Here is a 22,930-nt window from a genome sequence, read left to right on the forward strand (position 1 = left end):
TTCTAGTCAACTCAATTATACCAAAGGCACAGCGTCTATGCCTTTTTAATTGCCTACATTATTGAGTTTTCAAGGTTCAACACACCTTTTGAGTGTGGGAAGTTTTAGTTATTTATTATAAGCAGAAATTTCCGATCCCATTTGTCAGAGCATTACCGGCCGTTAAAATATTTCTTCACAACCTGCCAGAACATCTGATTTATCAGTATCCACTGACGCGGATCTCCCTCCCCAGCGCAACCGAATAAATATCCGTCTCCGCCACTTCGACTCCGGTGATTCCGGAAAGAGCCCGGCTGTAATATTCCAGCTGCTTCTGATACTTCTCCACCAGATCTCTGCCGTCGCTGGTGCGGACTCTGTCCGTCTTGTAGTCGACGATCACATATTTTCCGTTTTCGGAAAAATATGCGTCAATCGTACCCTGCACCAGAATGTTCTCATCCTCTGGCCAGCTGTTGTCAATGTCTTTTGCCGGAATATCGATGACAAAGGGCTGCTCTCTGCGCAGGACTCCCTCCAGCGCCGCTCTTCGCATCCGGATCCCGATTCCTGATGTCAGGAACCTCACAAAATCCTCCGGCATCACACACGCCGCATCAATTTCTGACAGAAGCCCCCGCGTCTCCATATCCTGCACTTGTCTTCGGATCTCTTCTGCAAGTCTTTCCTCAAGTTCCGGATTCTCCGCAAGCCCTTCCTGAGCTTCCGGCTCCTCCGCAAACCCTTCCTTGAGTTCCGGATTCTCCGCAAACTCTTCCTGAGCTCCCGGCTCCTCCGCAAACCCTTCCTTGAGTTCCGGATTCTGTGCAAACTCTTCCTGAAGTTCCGGATCCCCGGACGATTTGCCTCCGGTTTCCTCTCTCCGGAAAATCCTGTCCACGGACAGATAATCCAGGCATTCCAGCACATGATGGTAAATGGTTCCCCTCGCTGCTCCTGCAGCTTCTCTGTGTCCTTTCTCTCTCATGAACTCCGGAACATACGGAACCTCCGGCTCCTCCGCAAAGGGCTCCGCTCCCTTTTCCTCCTCCATGACCTCCATGGAGCGCATCTTGATCTCTGTCACGGTCATCTTCGCCGGCAGCTCAGCCGCTCTCTGATAAGGATAGCGGAAGTTCTCTCTTCGATCCAGAAAATCATGGACCTGTCCGTCGCAGACCGCATCAGAACGAATCATCTGCCTGAGGGCGTCCACCATGCGGTCCGCTTCAACATTCGACTGCATCGTTCTGTCCGCCATCTCCTCCGCCCTCACTTCACGGATCGTGAGAACCTTCCCGGACGGCGCCGCCATCATCACCCAGTCCAGCGGACATTTGGCGCTTACCAGCCTGTGATAGGAAAGCGGTTTCTGAAGCTGTATTCTTTGGCCGCGAACTGCTTCCTCCGGTGTCTCTCCGGGAGCCGTCCGGATCTCGGTACCCTCCTGCAGACGCATTGTCTCTTCTATTCTGTCTTTATCAGACACAATTCCGGTGAGAATCAGCTTTTCTTTCGCGCGCGTCATCGCCACGTAGAGAATACGGATCTCCTCCCCCAGAGTATCCCGCCGGATCGCCTTCCGAATCGCAGCCTGCATCACGGAGCTGCAGCTGGTATGACGGTCGGGGTCCACCATTTCCATCCCGATTCCGTACTTCGCGTGCAGTACGACTCTGCTCTGCGCGTCCTTGAAATTGAAATGATTTCCAAGCCCCGCCACAAATACAACCGGAAATTCCAGGCCCTTGCTCTTATGCACAGAAATAATCCGGACCGTATTCTCCGCCTCGCTGAACAGGTTCACCTCCCCATAGTCCACTTCATATTTTTTCATCCTTTCGATGTAACGGATGAAATTAAACAGCCCGTGATAGCTCGTCTTCTCATAATCCACTGCCTTCTCAACGAGCATCTTCAGGTTTGCCTCCCGCTGCGCGCCCGCCGGCATCGCCGCGGCATACCTTCCATACCCGGTTTCCTCGATCACCTGTCCGATCAGCTCATGAACCTCTGTACAGGGAATCCTCTCTCGGAAATCAGAGAGCTGCCCGAGAAAGGCACGCAGCTTTGCCGCAAGTGCCGGATTCTGCTCTTTTTCACCGCCGTCCGCATATTCCCGCACGATCTGATACATGCTTCCCTCCGGATCTGAAATCCGTAGCTCCGCCAGCTCCGCATCGGTACATCCGACGATCGGTGAGCGCAGAACCGCTGTCAGCGGAATGTCCTGGCCCGGATTGTCCAGGATATTCAGGTAATTCAGGACGGTCGTGACCTCAAGCGCGGAAAAATACCCATCCTTTGAAGTCATATAGGCAGGAATCCCCTCATCCTGAAGGGTGCTGACAAAGATGTCCCCCCACCGGCCCGGTGAACGCATCAGAATCACGCAGTCCCGGTATGTCAGCGGACGGAATGCTCCTGCGTCCCTGTCCCAGACCTTCCCGGAGGCCGTCAGCTCCCGTATCCTTCCGGCGATGGCAAGCGCCTCCGCTCTTGCCATTGCCTCACTGCTCCTGTCATCCTCAAATTCCGGAGCAGCCTTGTTAATCAGAAGCAGCTCTGCCTTCGGAAAATCCGGATCCTCGCCTTCCGGATAATCCGCGCCGTAATGAAGTGCCTGTGCGTCGTCGTAGCGGATCCCGCCCAGCTCCGGTATCATCAGTCTGTGGAAGATCGCGTTCGTACAGTCCAGCACCTCTCTTCTGCTTCGGAAGTTCCGGTCCAGATTGATCCTTACGCTCCGCATTCTGTCGGCTATCCCGCTGTTCTCCACAGCTGTCTCACTGTTCTCTCCGGCCGCCCCGCTGTTTCCCACAGCTGCCTTGCTGTTCTTCCCGGCTGCTTTCTGCATGTTTCCAGATTCTGAAGATGCTGACAGGAGCGGATATTCCATGTATTTCGCAAGGAACAGATCCGGCCGTGCCATACGGAAGCCGTAAATGGACTGCTTCATATCTCCGACCATGAACCGGTCATATCTTTTCTCCTCCGTCCCGGAGACCGCCTCCAGGATTGCTTCCTGAATGTAGTTGCTGTCCTGGTATTCGTCGGTTATAATCTCCGCGTACTGCTCGGCAAGCTCCCTCGCCGCATCTGTTCTCCGGTATGTACCATCCTCCTGTTTTTCCAGCAGAATTCGAAGGGCAAAATGCTCCAGATCACTGAAATCCGCAATATTTCTCTGCCTCTTTGCCTCGGCAAACCGGTCCATGAACAGCTCCGTCAGCCGCACCAGCTCCTCCGCATAGGGTTTTATACGGCCGAGCTCACTGAGAATTTCCTCCTCCGAACGAGAAAAGCAGTCCGCCCGCAGCGAGTTAATCATGTTCTTGAACTGATCCCTGCTGTTTTTGACCTGTTCCCGGAGAACCGGATCCTCACCCGCAGTCTTCCGGGAAGAGAGTTTTGCGAAATTATTCTCTTTTAACACCCGATAAAAATCGCCGTAGCTGCGGCAGCTCTCAAGCTTTTCCGCCAGCTCCAGATCACTCTCCAGAGCCGAGATGTATCCGAGCGGTCCTCCCGCGTTTCCGGCATCCGCCAGATTCTGCTCTGCCAGACTCGCGGCATCCTCCACAAGCATGCCGGCCTCCCTTACGATATCCTGCAGCCAGTCCGTTTCCGAAAGCTTCTCCGCCGTATCGATACGGCAGGCATCTGCCGCATTTCTCAGCCACTGGCGCGGATCCGGATCACTCATGGCAAATTTGCTGATTTTCAGGATCAGATCCTCGGCGCGGCTGTCAGATTTTCCCGGTGCGTACGCGTCCATAAAACGGCGGAACATTCCGGTCTGCTTTTCCAAATCATCTGTGCTGTCCTGTTTTTCTGTATCCCCAGATACCATCGATTTTTCCAGACTGTCTGCGCTGTCCGCTTCTTCCACATAGCCCGCTCTTTTCGCGTCTTCTTCCGCAGATTCCTGTGCTCCGCCTTCCCCGGAGGCAAGCTGATACTGTTCCTCCAGCATGTCCTGAAGAACTCTGGCCTTCAGCATCTTCAGCTCGCCCTCTTCCGCGATCCGGTAGCCGGGGTCCAGATGGATCCGGTGAAAATAGTTCTGGATGACATACGTGCAGAAACCGTGAATGGTATTGATCTGCGCATGATGAAGCAAAACTCCCTGCCGCTGCAGATGAACATTCTCCGGGTTCTCCCTGAGCTTCTCCTCCAGCGCACGCCCGATTCTGTCCTTCATCTCTCCTGCTGCCGCCCGCGTAAAGGTAACCACCAGAAGCTGGTCTATATTGATCGGATGATCCGGATCTGTGACCCGGCGAATAATATGCTCGACCAGAACCGCTGTTTTTCCGGAACCCGCCGCTGCGGAAGCGAGAATATTTGTACCTCTCTGACGAATTACCAGCTCCTGGTCCGCCGTCCACTTAACCGCCATCTCACGAATCCTCCTTCTCTGACTTTCCGATTGCCTCCAGAATATCCTCCCGTTTCAGCTTCGGCAGTCTTCGGTACTCAAAGCCCGGAATCCGCCGGTCAAAACCGCAGATGCCCTGATACGGACAGAAGGTGCAGGCATTCCGGTCCTTCCCCTCCCGCACATACGGATCCGCCTTGATATGCCCCTGTACGATCCGGTTTCCGAGGTCCTTCACCTTGCGGTTTGTGTAATCCCGGATCCGGCCGAAATTCTCCAGAGATTCCGTCTGAGACGACTTCGTCAGTGAACCGTCCTTCTTCACCCCTGCCGGAATCACATCGGAGGTTACACCCTTTTCCAGAGTCTGATCCAGAAGCTTCAGAACCTCCATCTCTGACCGGCACAGGCCCTGGGGCCGGAGCTGTTTCAGAATCTCCTCCAGCCTCTCTGTCTCGGTACTGGCCTTCTCCTCTTCGATGACCGGATCCTCAATGTGGTAATAGAAGATCCCGGCCGGCTCGGTTCTGCTTCCGGGATGCTTTCTCTGATCCGCCTCCAGTGCCGCGTTCATGTAGACCGCAAGCTGAAGCTGAAGCCCGTAATACATATCCTCCAGATCCAGCTTTGTACTTCCGGTCTTGTAGTCGATAATCTTGATATATCTGGTGCTCTTCGTCTCACAGGTATCCAGGCGGTCGATTCTTCCGATCAGCCTCATCGAGGCCCCATGATCGAGCCGGAAATGAACCGCGCTGAGATCATCGCCGAAATCAAATTCGAAATCCGACGGCCGGAACCGGCCTTTCTTCACCTGCTGCTGAAGAGCCCAGACGGTCCGGCGCAGAATCTCCCGGAGCCGCTTCATCATATACTCGTTTCGTTTCGTGCTGAACAGAATCCGGTTGTTGTAACCGTCTGTCACGCGGGTGAGCGATTCATCCGCAATCCGGTCACGCTCACCGTCCGGCAGAGACCCCCAGTCGAGTCCCTTCCTGGCAAGCGTTTCCGAGAAAACCTGAAGGGAATCATGCATTACCGTTCCGAAATCTGCCGGCGTGAAGACATACTCATCCCTCTCCTTCAGCCGCAGCCCATAGTCCAGAAAATGCCGGAACGCGCAGGAAGCCATTTCCTCCAGCCGGGTGACGGAATTCAGCAGTTCTTTTCCGTAAAGCTTCTCCGCCAGAAGATATCCCAGCCCTTTTTCCGGATTGCGCGCGCGAACCGCTTCAAGGAGAGCTTCCGCCCTCCTTTTTCCCTCCGGATCCCGCAGCATCCGGCGCAGAAGCTCAACGGAAGCTCCGGAAGGCATCTTCTCCGGCATCTGCTGCAGCTCCTCGAGCAGATATTCCATCTGACCATCGCGCGTCTCCATGCGGAGCGTGGTATCCTTATTCTCGAGTTCCTCCTGAACCAGGGCAGGTACATCCGGGAACATCCGGCGGATCGTTCCGACCAGATACGAGGGGAGCAGGGATTCTCCACCGCTTCCGCTTCTGCTCCAGGACAGCCAGAGCGCGTCTGATGCCTTGGTCATCGCCAGATACAGATAGAACCGCTGTCTGTACATCTGCTCGCGTGATGTGGGTGAAAGCTCTGCCTTCTGATCCGAAAGCTTCTCCCGATCAGGCTCTGACAGGATGCCTCCCGCCGGAATCGGCTTTGGAATAATCCCCTCATTGATTCCGACGAAGAACATCACCCGGATCTTCTTCAGCCTGGTTCTTTCGATATCACCGACCAGAACCTGATCCTCTCCCGGCGGTATCAGGCCGATGCTCATCTCCCCGAATCCGGCGTCGAGAATTTCCTGATAGTCCGAGAGCTTCATCTTCTCATCGCCGAGTACCTCCACCAGCCGGTCAAACATTCCCATGACCTGCTCGAAAATGCGGTCGTATTCCCTCGCTGATGAAGCATCCCCCATCTCCCGGAACGAATCCGCTCTCTTCCGCATGCGGTTCTGCACATCCTGACGGACGAGGAACTCATAGAGCAGCCCTGTCCTGCGGCGCACCGTCGCATTTCTTTCATGAAGTCCGTCGTGAAGTGCCTGTGTCTCCCGCGCGAATTTTTCGCGCAGCTCATTGTAAAAAAGAAGCATGTCCGGCTTCATGCTGCGGGATGTGCGGGTCCATGCTTCTTCGAACTTTTTTCTTCCATGTATGCCGAGAGCCAGACAATAGTCCTCCAGATTCTGAATCTCCTCTTCTCCCAGAAGCGACAGTCCGCTGTGAAGATACCGGAAAACGCTGTCATACGAATAATTATTCCGGATCATATCCACGGCCGCCCGAATGAATTCAACCATCTGATTGGACATTACTTTTTTCTTCTGGTCCAGAAAGCACGGAATCTGCGCAGACCGGAAGATCCTGACAGCCTCTCTTCCATAGGTATCGAGATCGCCGGTGACAACCGCAAAATCCCGGTAATGATAGCCCTTCTCCCGGACAAGCCGGCAGATCTGACCGGCTGCGGCGCGTATCTCCTGCTCAGGATCCGCCGCCTCGGTTATGTGAATCTGATGACCATCCTCTTTCTTGCCGTGATAACCATCCCGGCAGTACCGGAACAGATTCTTCTCCATGAACTGAAGCTCCGGGCTATTCGCAAACCGGCTTTTGTCTCCCGGATCGACCCATTTCACCGGCCGGATCTCCGTGCGCGTCTCCTCCGCCAGCGCACTGACCTTCCGATAGGTCTCGCACGACATATGGAAAAGCCGGTGAATATTTCTGCTGCCGTAAAGGTTCTCCGGCGTATCTGCGGTGAGAACCACCGTGACACGGTCCGCCAGTCGAAGGAGTTCCCGCACGACCTCCAGCTGTACCGGAGTAAAGCCGGTGAAGCCGTCCAGAACGATGCGGCTTTCCTTCACGAGATCCGACTTGCCGATGACGTCACAGAGCACGCCCGGAACCTCCTCTGCCGTCAGATAGTGATCCGCAAGGAAGGTGCGGAACCCGTGATAGACGATCCGGATATCCGTAAGCTTCATGGCAAGACGGTTCTGCTTTTTTTCCCCGGACTCCTCGATCCAGCGGTCCAGATCCGACTCTTCCACCCGGTACTGCAGTAGCTCGGAGATCAGAGACTTCATTTCTTCCGCCGCGCCCTGACGGGACAAGGTTCTGCCGAGAACCCTGAGCTTCTTCTGTTCCGTTCCGATCACCCTCTGGGTAATCAGGCTCTTCCCGAGATCATCCAGAACCGGCAGCGTATTGCCTCCCACTTTCTCGAAGACTCGCCACGCCAGCCTGTTGAAGCTGAGCACGTCCAGATTCATCATTCCCTTTCTCGGATGCATCTGAACAATTTCCTTCTGGGTCTGCATCGTGAACTGCTCCGGAACAATGACGAGAAACTGTCTCTCCGGCTCTTCCATGGATTCCCGGATGATTTCACGGTAAACCTGATATGATTTTCCGGCTCCGCTTCTTCCCGCTACAAATTCAAGAGACATGCGCATCCTCCCTTGATATCCATATTCAAACACATTTTATCATGCCGTACAGCATGTTCAGCGTGTTAAATCTCCTCCATGCTTCAGCTTTTCTGTTTCCTTGCCCTTGCCGCAGCCAGAAGGATCTTCAGTTCGTCCACGCTGAAGGAATATTTCTTGCCGCAGAAGTGACAGGCAAGCTCTACCGGCTTTCCCTCGTCGATCATTTCCTGCAAGTCCTTCTCTCCGATGCTCAGCAGAACCTTCGTCACACGTTCTCTGCTGCAGTTGCAGTAAAATTCCGCAGGCACGGTGTCCAGAAGCTCCAGATCCATATCTGCCAGGATGGTCTGAAGGATTTCCTCCGGCGAAAGACCGTCCTCCAGAAGCTTCGTGACGGAATGGATCTTCTTCAGATTTTCCTCCAGACGGTTCACGGTTTCATCGGTGTATCCGGGCATGAGCTGAATGATAAACCCGCCGGCCTGCTCAACCGACTGATCGGTATTGACCAGAACACCCAGTCCCACCGAGGACGGAACCTGTTCACTTGTCACAAAATAGCTGGTCAGATCCTCCGCGATCTCTCCGGACACAAGCTCCACCTGGCTGGAATATGGCTCGCCGAAAGCCTGATCACGCACGACGGTCAGGGTTCCTCTCCCGATCGCGTTGCCGACATCCAGTTTTCCCTTGTATTTCGGCGCATTCCAGACGTTCGGATTGTATACAAATCCCTTTACTCTTCCCCTGGCATCCGCGGTAACCGTCAGTCCCTGCATCGGACCATCTCCCCGGATCGTCATGGTCATCAGGTCATCCTCGCCCTTCAGCATAATGCCCATCATGGCGCCTGCCGTCATCAGCCGTCCGAGTGCCGCCGTGCATACCGGGCTGGTCTGATGAATCTCTCTGGCCTGCTCCACCAGGTTCTTTGTCGTCGCGGCAAACGCACGTATCTGGCCGCCACATGCTGTTGCTCTTACAATATAGTCCATATGATCCTTCTTCCACTCTGTCATATCGGTTACCTTTCCGTCATTTCTTTCTGCTTTCGTATTCTCGTCTCCTGGTCTTTCTGTGGTGCTTTCTTCTCTCGCAGCGCTGCCCGCTGTCGTTCTGTCTTTCTCACTCATCGTTTTATATCATTCCTCTTTTCTCAGCTCTTTTGCCATTTTTTCTCGCGATTTTTCTCAGCTCTTTTACCATTTTCTCTCGCGATTTTTCTCAGCTCTTTTACCATTTTCTCTCGCGATGATGCAGATTCTCTCCGACTTCTCGTCCGGTGCGTGGCCGGTAAACGCTTCATAGGCTCCTTCATAAATCATGCCGGCCTCCCGGATCAGCTCCGCCACTCTTTTCAGCGGATAAGCTCTCTGAACATGAACCTCTTCATACCTGCGGAACAGATCCTCTCCCTCTTCCTCAGGGATAAACAACGTGAGAACATACTCATTGATCCGCTTCTCCGGGTCATAGCTGTTCTCCCAGATAAAGCTCCCGTTTTCCCGGTTCTCCGCAATCGTGGACTCCCCGATCCCCCGGTATTTCGCCTCTGTATTCATATCAAAAATAAAAACCCCGCCCGGATCCAGGTAATTATTCACCAGCCGGAAAACCTTCAGAAGATCTTCCTCGGTCAATATATAGTTCATACAGTCACAGACGCTCACAATCGCCCGCACGGTTCCGTACAGCTCGAACTCCCGCATATCCTGATTCAGGTACAGGATATCGTGGCCGGACTCATATTTTTTGTCCTGTGCCTGCTCCAGCATCTCCACGGAACTGTCGATCCCGATCATATCATATCCGGCATCCGCCAGCAGCTCCGTCATGCTTCCTGTTCCACACCCAAGTTCACAGACCAGTCCGTCGGAAACCCCGTGCCCCTTCAGCAGCCCGATCAGATACCGACTCCATGACGGATAGTCGATGTTGTCCATAAACATATCATATACCGACGCAAAGCTCTCATACGCGCTCATCGTTCCATAACCTCCGTTTTGATCTCCCCGCACAACCGGCATATCACCTGCAAGAAAGTATACCACATGACATACCGGAAGCCAAAAAACAAAACGATTTCTTCCGAATCGGATGTAATCGGGCGTACCGCAACGAAGGCCCGACAGCAGTGAAGGACGTACCGCAGAGACTGTCTCACGTCGGCATCGGGTATACCGCGGAGACTGTCTGACGGGCGCCGACTGCAAACGAGATAAAACACGCTGCGCGAGTTTTATCTCGCTATCGCGTCGCTCGCGTAAAAAAAATCCCCGCATCTGTCACTGTCTCACGGCAATGACAGACACGGGGACTGCTTCCTTCACACCGGCCTGTTCCGGTTTTCTCATCGCAGTTACTTGAACTGGTTGGTTTTCTCGTCGTAATAGTAATTCACCTCAGCCAGTCTCTCCATGAGAAGTTTTCGATTTACATTTTCAGCCTCACAGAATTCATCAAGACTGGAATACTGATCACGCAGACGCATATTTACGAAGCTTAACAACATAGCAGGATCTCTTGGCATCATTATTATCATCCTCTCTTATTTGATGAACTGTTTTCTGTCATTATAAAATATCGCAGAAAGAATATCATCAGACCGGTTCGACAATCTTGCCTCAAAATCGCTTCATTTTTTGTACACATTGCAGATTTCTGTTCCATCAGAATCCGCTGTGCCTTCCGTCAAAACGGGATAAAACCCGATTCCGTGATTTTATCCCGTTCTCTCAGCGATTGCGTAAATCAGTCCACGACCTCGACCTGGGGCCGCACGCTTGCCGCCAGCTTTCCGTCGGCGCCGACGTCGATCACAATGGTATCTCCCTCGTGAACGTCTCCGCCGAGAATCAGCTTCGCCGAAAGTGTCTCGACATTCTTCTGTACAAATCTCTTCAGCGGACGCGCACCGTAAACCGGATCGTAGCCGCCGTCCACGACATACTTCTTCGCAGCGTCGGTAAGCTCTATCTTGAGCTGCTGATCCGCGAGTCTTCTGTTCAGATCCGCGATCTGCAGATCCACGATGTGGCCGATGTTGTCCTTTGTAAGCGGACGGAACATGATGATCTCATCCAGACGGTTCAGGAACTCCGGACGGAAGTGCGCCCTCAGATCCTTATGAACCATTTCCTGTGCCTTTTCGCTGATCTCGCCGTTCGGCTCAATGCCGTCCAGCAGATACTGCGAACCGATATTCGACGTCATGATCAGAATCGTATTCTTGAAGTCTACGGTCCTGCCCTGGGAATCCGTGATCCGGCCGTCATCCAGAACCTGAAGCAGCACATTGAAGACATCCGGATGCGCCTTTTCAATCTCATCAAAAAGCACAACCGAATAAGGTTTTCTCCGCACAGCTTCGGTCAGCTGACCGCCCTCCTCATATCCTACATATCCCGGAGGAGCTCCGATCAGACGGGAGACTGAATATTTCTCCATGTATTCGCTCATATCGATACGAACCATGTTGTTCTCGTCATCAAACAGCTTCTCCGCCAGCGTCTTCGCAAGTTCGGTCTTGCCGACACCGGTGGGTCCGAGGAACAGGAAGGATCCGATCGGCTTTGTGGGATCCTTGATCCCGGCTTTCGAACGGATAATTGCGTCCGAAACCTTCTCGACCGCCTCATCCTGACCCACGACTCTCTTATGCAGCTCATCGTCCAGATGAAGAATCTTCTCTCTTTCGCCCTGTGTCAGCTTGGCCACCGGAATTCCGGTCCAGCGGGACACGATTGTCGCGATCTCATCCTCATCAACCGCCTCATGCACCAGCTTCAGATCGTCGTTATTGATCTTGTTCTCTTCATCCTGAAGTTCCCTCTCCAGCTTCGGCAGTTCGCCGTACTGAAGCTCGGACATCTTCGCCAGATCGCCCTGGCGCTCCGCAAGTTCCATCTGTTTATGAACCTCCGCGATCTGATCACGGATCTTCGCCGGACGGTTCACGGCATTCTTCTCATTCTCCCATTTGGCATTGAGAACCTTCAGCTTATCTTCATTCTCCGCCAGCTCCTTCTTAACGGTTTCCAGACGCTCCTTGCTCAGCGTGTCCGTCTCCTTTTCCAGAGACATCTTGTCAAGACGAAGCTGCAGATTCCTGTGCTCCAGCTCATCAATTTCCTCGGGCTTGGAATCCTTCTCTGTCTTGATCTGGGCGCACGCCTCATCGATCAGGTCAATCGCCTTGTCCGGAAGGAAACGGTCCGTGATATAACGGTTCGACAGCGTAGCCGCCGCGATCAGCGCATTATCCGTGATGCGCACGCCGTGGTACGTCTGGTAATTCTCACGAAGACCACGAAGGATGGTGATTGTCTCATCCACCGTCGGCTCATCTACCATAACTCTCTGGAAACGACGCTCCAGGGCGGCATCCTTCTCGATATACTCCCTGTACTCATTCAGCGTTGTCGCGCCGATGCAGTGCAGCTCACCTCTGGCAAGAAGCGGCTTCAGCAGGTTGCCCGCATCCATTGAGCCCTCCGTCTTTCCGGCTCCGACGATCAGATGCAGCTCATCGATAAAGAGAATAATCCTGCCCTCGCTCTTCTTCACCTCGTTCAGAACCGCCTTCAGTCTCTCCTCAAATTCACCACGGTATTTCGCACCGGCCACGAGAGCACCCATGTCCAGTGAAAAAATCGTCTTGTCCTTCAGGGAATCCGGAACATCGCCCTTCACAATACGCTGCGCAAGTCCTTCCACAACTGCGGTTTTGCCGACACCGGGTTCACCGATCAGCACCGGGTTGTTCTTTGTCTTACGGGAAAGAATCCGGATTACATTCCGGATCTCATCGTCACGGCCGATGATAGGATCCAGCTTCTGATCTCTTGCCTTCTCCACCAGATCCTCGCCGTATTTTCTCAGACTGTCATAGGTCTCCTCCGGATTATCGGAGGTCACCTTCTGATTCCCTCTCACGCTCTGCAGCGCCTGAAGAAAACGATCCACGGTGATGCCGTTCTGACGGAACAGCTCTTTCATCGAAGGACTCGGATGCCGGAGCATGGCAAGGAACAGATGCTCGACGGACACATACTCGTCTCCCATCTTCTTTGCTTCATTTTCCGCGTAATTCAAGGTGTAGTTCAGATACTGCCCGACATAAGGCTGTCCACCCTGAACCTTGACTCTTTTATTTATAGCCGCTTCGACTTCATTCCGGAAAAGATTGGCATCAATGCCCATCTTCTCGATCATCTGAAGAATCAGGCTGTTCTCCTGATTCAGCAGCACATAGAGCAGATGCTCCTGTTCAATTTCCTGATTGCCGAAGTCCATCGCTGTCTTCTGCAGCGAATTCACGGCTTCCAGTGATTTCTGTGTAAATCTGTCAGCTTGCATACTCACACCTCCCTTGAAATGCAGTATTTAAGTCAGGAAAAGATTTTGACGTTCTGATATTATGTAACCTTTTCCTCTCACGAAGCTAATATAGCACTCGTTGTTAGCACTGTCAATAAGTGAGTGCTAATTTCTTTTAAAAATTTTTCCCCGGGTTTTGCTCCGGGGAATGCCTGCACGCGCGCGGAAGTGAAAGGCACACGGCACCCCGCGACTTTCACAACTGACTCCGCCATCGCATATAAATTTTTACCCTGTTCCCTCTGCTGTCTCTTGCGCAGATATTTTTCACAGAATCTCACGCATACTCCACCAGACTCCACCCGGAATCCCCTCTGGTAAAGCCGTACTTTCTGTAGAGTGGATCCGCCGCGATTTCCCTGTCAGCCGTGATCTCCTCCGCTCCGTTCTCAAGGGAAGCGAGCACGAGAAGATCGAGCAGCCGGAACGGAATCTCCGTATCCTGGTATTCCGGCTTTGTATACAGATTGGAGATATATGCCCGTTCCTTATTCTGATTAAACAACGGACGGCGATGATAGAAAATGACGTCTCCGAAAGCAGCTATCTCAGATCCATTGTAGACAATATATGCCACGTTCTGATTCTCGGACAGATTTCTCCGGAAGTAGCTGTAGGCCTGCCGGCGGCGACGCATCATGGCTGCAGAATCCTCCGTTTTATCAGAATGATCCCGCGCTTCAAGCCGGGTGTCCACAAGAACGTCAATGTCTTTCATCGACGCACGCTTATACGTGATTTCCATGTTACGTCTCCTTTCCGGAAGATACGGCTGCTGTCACCGGTCAAGCGGCTCTGCGCCCATACCTGTGCCTTCAAAATCGATTCCGGCTCTTATAAGAGCTTCGCGAGCAGTAATCCGGTCTGCGTTTTCGAAGCGCTGATAGGGAATGGCAGGTCTTTCTTCCTGTAATATTTTTATTCTTTGCCGTCCAATATGGGCGGCAGTTCTGACAATATTGCCTTCCGTATACTTATATCCCGGTGCATTTTCATATTGTCTTCTATTTTTTGATTATATCGGGCGGATTTCGTTTGTCAATCGGACATATCCGGCCATCTGACTGAATCTGCCGTTTCAGCTTCTGTTTCAGCTGCCGTATCAGCTTTCGTTACGGCTGCCGTTTCAGCAGCTGTTTCAGCTTTCGTTCACGCCCTTCCGCTTATTCAAAAATCGCTGAATGATGTCTGCGAGCTTTTCGCTGTGTACAATGTAGCTTCCGTGGGATTCTCCGCGCAAAATAAGCTTCGCGGCTCCAGGGATCTCCGCGGCAATGTGGTCAGTCTCGCTTTTCCGGATCAGATCATGCTCTCCCGCGACGATCAGCGTGTCCGCCCGGATCTGCCGGAGCTCCTGATCACGGATATCAGGTTCTTTTATCATCAGTCGAATCAAAGGACTTCTTCCGAAAAAATGAAGAATCCGGGATCCGAGAAGAAACAGCCCGTGAAGTCCCTCCGGGCGCGTATTTGCGCCGCATGCAATCAGCGAAGAGATCCTCCTCGTCCTGCTCGCCGCGATCAGACCGATAATCCCGCCGTCGGAAAAGCCGACCACCACAACATTGTGAAGATTCAGCTTCTCCAGAAACTGTACCAGATCCTCCGCCATGTCCCTGTAATGAAGCTCTCCGATCCAGTGACTCTTTCCGTGGCCCCGCGAATCCGGAAGATAGCAGGTGAATTTTTTCTCCAGAATCTTAACCGTCCGGTCGAAAATCGTATGATCCTCCCCGTTACCATGGATCAGGACCATGGGACGCCCCTCCCCGGCCTCCTCGTAGGATATATCAATGTTATTTACATGAAGCTTTTTCAATTCTGTCATCCCTGTGATGCTCCTCCTTGTGCTCCACTTTCTTTCCACGCTGCTTCTTCTTTCACTCTGCCTTCTCCTCGTGCTGTTCCTTCTTGCGGTCCACCTTCTCCCTGCGCTGTTCCTTCTTGCGATCCACCTTCTCCTCGTGCTGCACCTTCCGCATCTCCAGGAACGCGTGCACATAGTCGCTGAATCCCTGAGAATCCAGAACGGCAAAGGCCGCCTCTTCCATCCAGAAAGACATATGCTTCGGATAGCAGACGACGTAAATATTCTTCCACTGCGGATTAAACTTATCCTTTGCGGCATGCAGAGGTTTGAAGCCGTAGATATAATTCATATTTTCATAGATATAATGCTCTGCCCTCTCGATCAGCCGCGGATGATCTCCGTCATTCGTGTTGAAAAAAGGGGCGACCCCGAGGCTTGCCTGTGACACACCCTCCGCCTTCAGGATCTCCATGATATCATGAAAGAGCAGCTCCATCACACCGTGCGGGCATCCCTCCCGCCTCCGCATGATATCCACAATCCATCCCTTTCCGCCGAGATATGGATTCAGCACGTTGATCCCCTGGATTGTGCCTTCCGCATCGGAAGCGTAAAAGTATCTCTTGTCACAGGGGTGATCCAGCATCAGACTCCCGACCGCGAACTGAAGCCTCGCCGTATGTTTTTCCTCAAGCCAGGCATCGGTGATCTCATGGAACTGCCGCTCAATCTCCGCATCCCGCTTCTCCTGCGGCCTGTACTCCTGCACGCTGAGCCCGTAATTCACCGCCGTATGCCAGGAGGATCTTGCCTTGGCGCATTTCCCGCCCCGCATGGACCAGGACTGCACATCAAAGACTGCCTCCTCTCCGCTCTTAAAGCAGCCGAAGCCCTCCGCCTGATATTCCGCAACATGTGTTTCCTCCGTCATGAGAAACACCAGATGCTTTCTCTCCGCCACCGCAAAAGAACGGAGCACCCGGAGCATTTCGGGGAAATCCTCATCTGCGCAGACCGGATCACCGCAAACGACAATCGTGTTCCCTGATCTGGCAAAGCTGATCATTCCCTCCGGCTCCTCGGAGAAAAACCACTCCTTGTCCGGCTCCAGAGAAAGATACGCCAGGGAATTCTCCGCATATCTCCTGAGATAGGACAATGCCCGATTCCATTCCTCCGTCGATGCAGATGCCGCTGAAGCTGTCTTATATCTGTTCCTTCGTGTGTCTATTCCGTACATACTTATCATCCTCTTCTCTCTGCCTGCGATCCCGGTCAGAATTTCTGCCCGCAGTCCCCGGTTTATTCCCACAACGCAAGTCTGTTGTTCGATTGTGGGATATCCGACATACAGAATAGCATGCTTATGCTGACTGTCAATTCCTTTTCATTGCCGAATCCGCATTTCCTTTTCTTTGTCGAATCCGCATTCCGCCTCTTCACGTCCCTTCTGATCCGCACAAAAACCGCCGCGCAAAAACCGGCAGGACAAGACTTCCGGATATGCCGCGAGCAAAAGATTCTCTGGTTTTATCTTTCATCTTGACATACTTCGTCTGTCGTAGTACATTTACCTTGTAAAGATACTACGACAGTCGTAATACGTCAGACAATGTATCTTCACACTCCGAACAATCCCCGGGATGCATGATATTTTTCCTGACAGAAGGGAGGTGCCGATGGGAATCAGCAGCGATGTCATCCGCGGCTACAACGACACGATCATCCTGTGTCTGCTTCTGGACGAGCCATCCTACGGCTACGAAATCTCCAGAAAAATCCGCACGATAACCGCAGATGCCTACATTATCAAGGAAACCACCCTGTATTCCGCCTTTACCCGCATGGAGAAGAACAACTATATCGAATCCTATCCGGGTTTCGCGGACAACGGAAAACGCCGGACCTACTACCGGATCACGGAAGCCGGCCGGAAATATTACAGGGAAAAGTGTGACGAATGGAAGCTTACCAAGAATGTGATCGAACATTTTATAAGGGAGAATGAATCATGAATACTATTCGCAACTATCTCGAATCGATGTTTGCAAATCTTCCGAACACTCCCGAAGTCATCCGTGCCAAGTGCGAGCTCGGCCAGATGATGGAGGACAAATATACGGAACTGATCAATGATGGGAAATCAGATAATGAAGCCGTCGCCCAGGTTATTTCAGAGTTCGGCAATCTCGAAGAGCTGGCAGACGCGTTGGGAATCAGCCAGATTCTGAATGAACAGAATCAGGCGATGCAGAAGGCACACCAGGTATCCGCTGAAGACGCGGAACGGTATCTCGACGACAGCTCCCATTACGCCCTGCTGCATGGACTTGCAACCTTTTTTGCCATTATCAGCCCCTGCGGTATCATTCTGACAGCCTCAGCGGGAACGGGTTCCCTCGCTCTCATGGCCGCCGGAATCTTCTTCCTGCTCGGTGCGATTGCCGCCTGTGTTACACTCCATGTGTACAGCAGCCTTCGCATGGGCAGATGGAGCTTTCTGAAAAACGAGCCCTGCACCATTGACTACGCAACAGCCGGAATGGTTAACGACCTCCGGCGCAGCACCCACGACAGCATTATTCTTCAGCGGACCATCGCCGTGCTGCTGTTCTGCACCTGCTACATCCCGCTTGTCTTCCTGGCTCTTCTGGACAAAAGAGCCATTGCTTCCGCCTTCGGCGTCATCATTCTGCTGTTCATGGTTGCTCTTGCCGTCCTTCTGCTCACCGTCAGCAGTTCAAGAGTCAGAAGCTGCAGCCGGCTTCTCGATCTGAGCGGCACCTTCACCGCTTCCGGATATTCCTCCGCCAAAAGCGGAAGAATCGAATTCAGAAATCCAGCCGTGCGGGCGATCATGTCTGTCTACTGGCCGACCATCACCTGCCTGTATCTGATCATCAGCTTCCTGACCTTCACCTGGGCCATCAGCTGGATCATCTGGCCCATCGCTGCCGTCATCCGCAATCTGCTGGAATCAATTTTCGGAACGAAAGGAGAATCACACGAATGAAAAAAAAGCGCAGCATCTATCTTGCACTGATTTCCGCCGCAACGGTGGCTGCCATCTGCTTCGGAACCTGGAAGCATGTAAGTCCGGGCCACCTGTCTCTCACGATGACCGGGGACAGCTTCTACTTCACCTACGTTCCACCGAACCAGACCACCATTCGCAGAAATCTCGACGCCTTTGACAGCATTGATCTTAACCTCAGTAAAGCGGACATCGAGCTTCAGAGCGGAAGCGGATATTCCATGGTCTACCGCGGGGTGAAAGAGGAATGCCCGTCTCTTTCTGTAAAAAACGGTGTTCTGACCGCAACAGAACCGGAATCAAAGGATTCGCGTTCGTCAGATGCCTCTCTGGTTCTCACCGTTCCAAAGGATCTTTCCAAATTTAAGGAGGTCTCTCTCTCCTCCGGGAACGGCGACATCACCATAGACACCGGACGCACACTGAACGTCGATTCCCTGACCCTCAACAGCAGCAACGGGGATCTGGAGCTCGACCGCTGCAACGGGAAAAGCCTTGCCGCGTCTTCCTCAAACGGCGATATTAATATGGAAGGAATCACTTTCGCCACCTCTACTCTGGAGACGGGGAATGGCGACATCGAGGTCAATCTGGCCGACAATATACGGAATTATACCATATCCGCATACACCGATTCCGGTGAAACCTCGATCGGTGACAGCGACTACGATGCAGGTTCTATCAGCGTCGGCAGCGGCTCTCAGAAAATGAGCGCGCAGACGGACAACGGAGATATCGAAATCGAGAACGACTGAACCCTGTCTCTCTTCTTTCCGTTCATTCGGAGCTTTTCAGACAGGAATTTCACAGTGCCATCACCTGTCTGAAAATGGCATCCGGATGTTCTCCGCACAATGATCTGTCCGGCTGTAATTAACATCACTTCTGCATTTCAGAAACCATCCGGATGCTCTCCACGTCGTCCTCTGTCAGCCGAAGATTTGTCACCATTTCCTTCCCATCGGGACGGGTCACCTTCACCTCAATGATCGTGCCCGTCTCAATTGCCTGCTGTCCCACCGCGCTCAGGAACAGCTGGAACTTCGGATGCTGGCTCTGAAACAGCTGCAGCCTCTCTCTCAGTTTCATCAACATCATCGGATTCATTGCCATCTTTCATACCTTCTTTCTTTTTCTTATTCCGGTAAAAACGTCACAATCATCGCCCGGATTCAACGCAATTAAACCATTATCTTCAGATCTCTCTGTACCCGGCCTCCAGCAGGGTATCCGCCTTTCGGATCTTCCGGTCCCAGGTATAGATTCCATTTACCTCATCTTCAACATCAGTCCACTGTGTATAAACATATGCGCAGAGTCCTTCCTCGCGGCAGACCTCCATCCGGTCAATCAGAGCGTGGAAGGCTCTCCCGTACTCCTCCCGGTCCTGATATCTGGTTCCGTAACCGTAGGCCCCCTCGCCCGCACTGTGATCCGGGATCCGGAAGGGAAGTCCTCCAAATTCAGACAGGACAAACGCTCTGTCTGCCTCCGGCTTCACATGAAACGTAAGGTAGTAATAGTGCACGCTTCGGAAATCTCCGCACCCCTGGTCAAACCATCCGCTCGCGGAGTCAATCAGATGATGCGGATCCGTCCTCCTGAGGAGGTCGGTGCACTCCTTTGTCTCAAACTGCCCCCATCCCTCATTGAAGATGGTCCAGGCAAATATACACGGATGCTCCTTCAGGATCTCGGCGGTCATAACAATCTCTCTCCGGAATTCCTGCCTGCCCGCTTCGTTTTCCCGCGAGAGCAGCTTTTCCTTCTGATCACTGACGCGCACATTCATCCACGAAAGCAGCGTTCCGGCTTCCGTCACGAACCAGTCCTTGTATTTCTCTCCGCCACTGACGATGTCCTGCCAGACCAGAAGGCCGAGACGATCACAGTGATAATACCACCGGTCCGGCTCGATCTTCGCATGCTTCCTGACACAGTTAAACCCGAACCTTCGCATCTCTGTCAGGTCAAAGATCATGGCCCGGTCTGACGGAGCCGTATAGATACCGTCAGGCCAGTACCCCTGATCCAGAACGCCTCGCAGAAAAATTTCCCGGTTGTTCAGATAAATCCTCGGGATTCCTCTTTCATCCCTCTCCATTGAAATTTTCCGCATTGCGAAATAACTGGAAACCAGATCCTCACCCATCGTCACGTCAAAGAAATACAGCCAGGGTTCCTCACAGCTCCACAGATTCATCTTCGGGATTCTCACATTCATCCAGTGATTGGACATGCCCGCGACGATCACTCCCTGAAGAAGCGTATCCTCTTCAATCTCACAGGTCTCATCCTGCGCGATGATCGGCCGCCGGATTCTCACCCGCACCGGAAGGTCGCTGTCCGATTCCACCAGAATGCTCACATATCCGTGTTCGATATCCGGAACGGTTTCAATGTTGTCAATGTGCTGATCAGGAATTTCCTCCATCCATACCGTCTGCCATATGCCGCTGACCGCCGTATAGTACATTCCCCCGCGTCTCAGTCTCTGCTTCCCGCGGGCGTGAAAAGAGGTATCACTGAAATCCCAGACCTTTACAATCAGCTCATCCGCTCCGTCTCCCTCGGTGCCGCCGCTGCTGTACAGATCTCTGTCGCTCTCTGTGTGAAATACACCGCCATCTTGAGTCGCTCCTCTCTTCTTTCCCCAAAACCCATCCCCTGCAGTTTCCGGATCTTCCGAAAAGCAGCCGGCTTTCTGATCATTTTCCGGCAGGACCGGCTTCAGATAGTCTGTGATATCCATCCAGAACGGCAGGTATCCGCCCACATGCTTTGCGACGCTCTTTCCGTTTATCATCACCTCGCAGCACTGATCCACCGCTCCGAAATGCAGAATGATCCTGTGCCGTGGATCCCGTCCTGAAAGCTCCGGAAGATATCTGTGATACCAAAGTGTTTCATCCGGCATCAGCTGACGGGACACGCCGGAAAGCACGCTCTCCGGCGAAAAAGGGACCAGAATCCGGCTCACAAACTTCTCAACCTTCTCCTCCCCCTTCGTGATCGCATAATCCCAGTACCCGTTCAGGTTCATATAACTCTTCCGCCTCAGAAGCTCCCTGGGATACTCCTCCAGCACATGATCCCTGTTCAGCGCCATCCCCCATGGCGTATATAACTGCTTCATTTTGCCCTTCTTCTCCCTTATTAAATATCTCTTCTAAAATAAAGTAAACCCGCATAAATAAAGTAAAACCGTATAAATAAAGAAAAACCGTATACGATAAGTCGTGCCACACACTGTATAAATCCCCGCGTCACTTCGCAGCTTTCGTGCCGCTAACAGGTATTCGCACCTCCGTGTCGCTTACGCGCCGGTATATTATACCAAAATCACCCCATGTTTACCATCACCTGAATGCAGTTGATCCGGCTTTCCTCTGCCCGCGTCTGTTTTTTCAGATAAAAACCCTGAAGAGCTTGCTGTTAATAAAATATTGTTGTTAACGCCCATGTATAAGCACGAATATTTGTGAATTGTGCCCACGCCCCATCAAATACGCCCCTTGAAAATTGTAACTAATGCTCTGTTTCCCACTCAAATATCGTTGTCCATTATGCGTTATACATAATTAACGCAGTTTTCACGCACTTGTATATCAATATTTTGTATCAAAAACATTTACCCCGCACTGTAAATATTGTATAATTATATCAAAACATCCCTCTGACTTACCAACACAGATGTACACTGCATATAAGATGGATGTTCACGAAATTTCCAAAGAAAGCGGGGTTCATTTTATGAGTCAAAATAATATGCTGGCCATGATCCTGGCCGGCGGACGCGGAAGCCGTCTGAAAGATCTGACGAACAAGGTTGCCAAACCTGCCGTTTCTTATGGCGGAAAATACCGCATCATTGATTTCCCTCTGAGTAACTGTGCCAACAGCGGCATCAATGTTGTCGGTGTTCTGACACAGTACGAGTCGGTGCTTCTGAACAGCTATGTAGCACAGGGTCGCCGCTGGGGTCTCGATTCCAACGGAAGCGGTGTCTTCGTACTGCCGCCTCGTGAGAAGGCCGATGCGGATCTCGATGTCTACCGCGGAACAGCAGACGCCATCTCCCAGAACATCGATTTTATCGATTCCTATGATCCGGAATATCTTCTGATTCTCTCCGGCGACCACATCTACAAGATGAACTACGACAACATGCTTGCCTTCCACAAGGAGCACAACGCTGACGCCACCATTGCGGTCATCGGCGTACCGATGAAGGAGGCCAGCCGTTTCGGTATCATGAATACCGATGAAAACGGCAAAATTATGGAGTTCGAAGAGAAGCCGGCGGAGCCCAAGAGCAATCTTGCATCGATGGGCATCTACATTTTTAACTGGAAACTTCTCCGCAAGCTTCTGGTCGCGGACATGAAGAATCCGGATTCCAGCCATGACTTCGGAAAGGACATCATTCCGACGCTTCTCAATGACGGCAAGTCCCTGTGGGCGTACCAGTTCAAGGGCTACTGGAAGGATGTCGGAACCATCGACTCTCTCTGGGAGGCGAATATGGATCTGCTGGATGACAAAAGCGGTCTGAACCTTGAGGATCCCGCATGGAAGATCTACACAGAGGATGCCTCCGCACTCCCGCAGTATATCGGACCGAACGCGCAGATCAAAACCGCCTTCATCACACAGGGCTGCAAGATTGACGGTTCTGTGACGCGTTCTGTTCTCTTCACCGGTTCTGTCGTGAAGCCCGGCGCGAAGGTCACAGATACGGTTCTGATGCCCAGTGCCGTCGTGGAAGAAGGTGCCGTTGTCACACGTGCCCTCGTAGCAAACAATGTCAAGATCGGCCCGAACGCCGTTGTCGGTGACGCCAACAGCGAAAGCATTGAGCTTGTCGCAAAGAATGTAAAGGGGGAGGAATAA

15 protein-coding genes are annotated in these 22,930 nt (G+C 52.5%); 4 read left to right on the forward strand and 11 right to left on the reverse strand.

The features are described 5' to 3' along the window. Positions 1–202 precede the first annotated feature (202 nt). From ACTQ3A_RS10665 to ACTQ3A_RS10705, 9 genes are all read right to left on the reverse strand, one after another. Positions 203–4,384 carry a UvrD-helicase domain-containing protein gene (locus ACTQ3A_RS10665; protein ID WP_441494839.1) on the reverse strand — a complete coding sequence of 1,394 codons (4,182 nt, stop codon included), beginning with the start codon at positions 4,382–4,384 and terminating at the stop codon, positions 203–205. Position 4,385: 1 nt separating this feature from the next. Further along, positions 4,386–7,832 (reverse strand): helicase-exonuclease AddAB subunit AddB, encoded by a 3,447-nt coding sequence (gene addB, locus ACTQ3A_RS10670; RefSeq protein ID WP_441099689.1) that lies wholly within the window; start codon positions 7,830–7,832, stop codon positions 4,386–4,388. 83 nt (positions 7,833–7,915) lie between these two features. Continuing rightward, positions 7,916–8,809 (reverse strand): Hsp33 family molecular chaperone HslO, encoded by an 894-nt coding sequence (gene hslO / locus ACTQ3A_RS10675; protein ID WP_441099761.1) that lies wholly within the window; start codon positions 8,807–8,809, stop codon positions 7,916–7,918. Positions 8,810–9,013: 204 nt separating this feature from the next. Continuing rightward, entirely contained in the window at positions 9,014–9,799 is a 786-nt protein-coding gene (locus ACTQ3A_RS10680; RefSeq protein WP_441099688.1) for a class I SAM-dependent DNA methyltransferase, read from the reverse strand. 374 nt (positions 9,800–10,173) lie between these two features. Beyond that, positions 10,174–10,356, reverse strand: a complete 183-nt coding sequence (locus ACTQ3A_RS10685; protein WP_441495315.1) for a DUF4250 domain-containing protein — start codon at positions 10,354–10,356, stop codon at positions 10,174–10,176. A 209-nt stretch (positions 10,357–10,565) separates the two neighbouring features. Then, positions 10,566–13,172, reverse strand: coding sequence for an ATP-dependent chaperone ClpB (gene clpB, locus ACTQ3A_RS10690; protein ID WP_441494838.1), 2,607 nt, complete (start codon positions 13,170–13,172; stop codon positions 10,566–10,568). Between the two features lie 298 nt (positions 13,173–13,470). Next, positions 13,471–13,938 carry a GNAT family N-acetyltransferase gene (locus ACTQ3A_RS10695; protein WP_441494837.1) on the reverse strand — a complete coding sequence of 156 codons (468 nt, stop codon included), beginning with the start codon at positions 13,936–13,938 and terminating at the stop codon, positions 13,471–13,473. 393 nt (positions 13,939–14,331) lie between these two features. Beyond that, positions 14,332–15,021: an alpha/beta fold hydrolase gene (locus ACTQ3A_RS10700; protein ID WP_441494836.1), complete on the reverse strand. Its 690-nt coding sequence runs from the start codon at positions 15,019–15,021 to the stop codon at positions 14,332–14,334. 52 nt (positions 15,022–15,073) lie between these two features. After that, positions 15,074–16,243: a bifunctional lysylphosphatidylglycerol flippase/synthetase MprF gene (locus ACTQ3A_RS10705; protein ID WP_441099683.1), complete on the reverse strand. Its 1,170-nt coding sequence runs from the start codon at positions 16,241–16,243 to the stop codon at positions 15,074–15,076. 439 nt (positions 16,244–16,682) lie between these two features. Between ACTQ3A_RS10705 and ACTQ3A_RS10710 the strand changes: the two genes are divergently transcribed. Genes ACTQ3A_RS10710 through ACTQ3A_RS10720 form a run of 3 tightly spaced genes read left to right on the forward strand, consistent with a single transcriptional unit; the run spans position 16,683 to position 18,792 of the window. Next, positions 16,683–17,018 (forward strand): PadR family transcriptional regulator, encoded by a 336-nt coding sequence (locus tag ACTQ3A_RS10710; protein ID WP_441099682.1) that lies wholly within the window; start codon positions 16,683–16,685, stop codon positions 17,016–17,018. Then, positions 17,015–18,016 carry a permease prefix domain 1-containing protein gene (locus ACTQ3A_RS10715; RefSeq protein ID WP_441099681.1) on the forward strand — a complete coding sequence of 334 codons (1,002 nt, stop codon included), beginning with the start codon at positions 17,015–17,017 and terminating at the stop codon, positions 18,014–18,016. The genes ACTQ3A_RS10710 and ACTQ3A_RS10715 overlap by 4 nt, the downstream gene beginning before the upstream one ends. Further along, entirely contained in the window at positions 18,013–18,792 is a 780-nt protein-coding gene (locus ACTQ3A_RS10720) for a DUF4097 family beta strand repeat-containing protein (protein WP_441494835.1), read from the forward strand. Before ACTQ3A_RS10715 ends, ACTQ3A_RS10720 begins: the two co-directional genes overlap by 4 nt. A 124-nt stretch (positions 18,793–18,916) precedes the next feature. On the opposite strand, the gene ACTQ3A_RS10725 is transcribed toward ACTQ3A_RS10720, so the two are convergent. Together ACTQ3A_RS10725 and ACTQ3A_RS10730 are read right to left on the reverse strand one after the other, a co-directional pair. Next, the gene (locus ACTQ3A_RS10725; protein ID WP_441099679.1) at positions 18,917–19,150 is read right to left on the reverse strand and encodes a hypothetical protein; all 234 of its coding nucleotides are present in this window, start codon (positions 19,148–19,150) and stop codon (positions 18,917–18,919) included. Positions 19,151–19,232: 82 nt separating this feature from the next. After that, positions 19,233–21,173 (reverse strand): glycoside hydrolase family 2 protein, encoded by a 1,941-nt coding sequence (locus ACTQ3A_RS10730; protein ID WP_441494834.1) that lies wholly within the window; start codon positions 21,171–21,173, stop codon positions 19,233–19,235. A 617-nt stretch (positions 21,174–21,790) separates the two neighbouring features. On the opposite strand from ACTQ3A_RS10730, the gene ACTQ3A_RS10735 reads away from it, so the two are divergent. Further along, positions 21,791–22,930 (forward strand): glucose-1-phosphate adenylyltransferase, encoded by a 1,140-nt coding sequence (locus ACTQ3A_RS10735; RefSeq protein ID WP_441494833.1) that lies wholly within the window; start codon positions 21,791–21,793, stop codon positions 22,928–22,930.

Origin of the sequence: Bilifractor sp. LCP21S3_F8, assembly GCF_052117805.1 — a bacterium.
Lineage (GTDB): Bacteria > Bacillota > Clostridia > Lachnospirales > Lachnospiraceae > Bilifractor.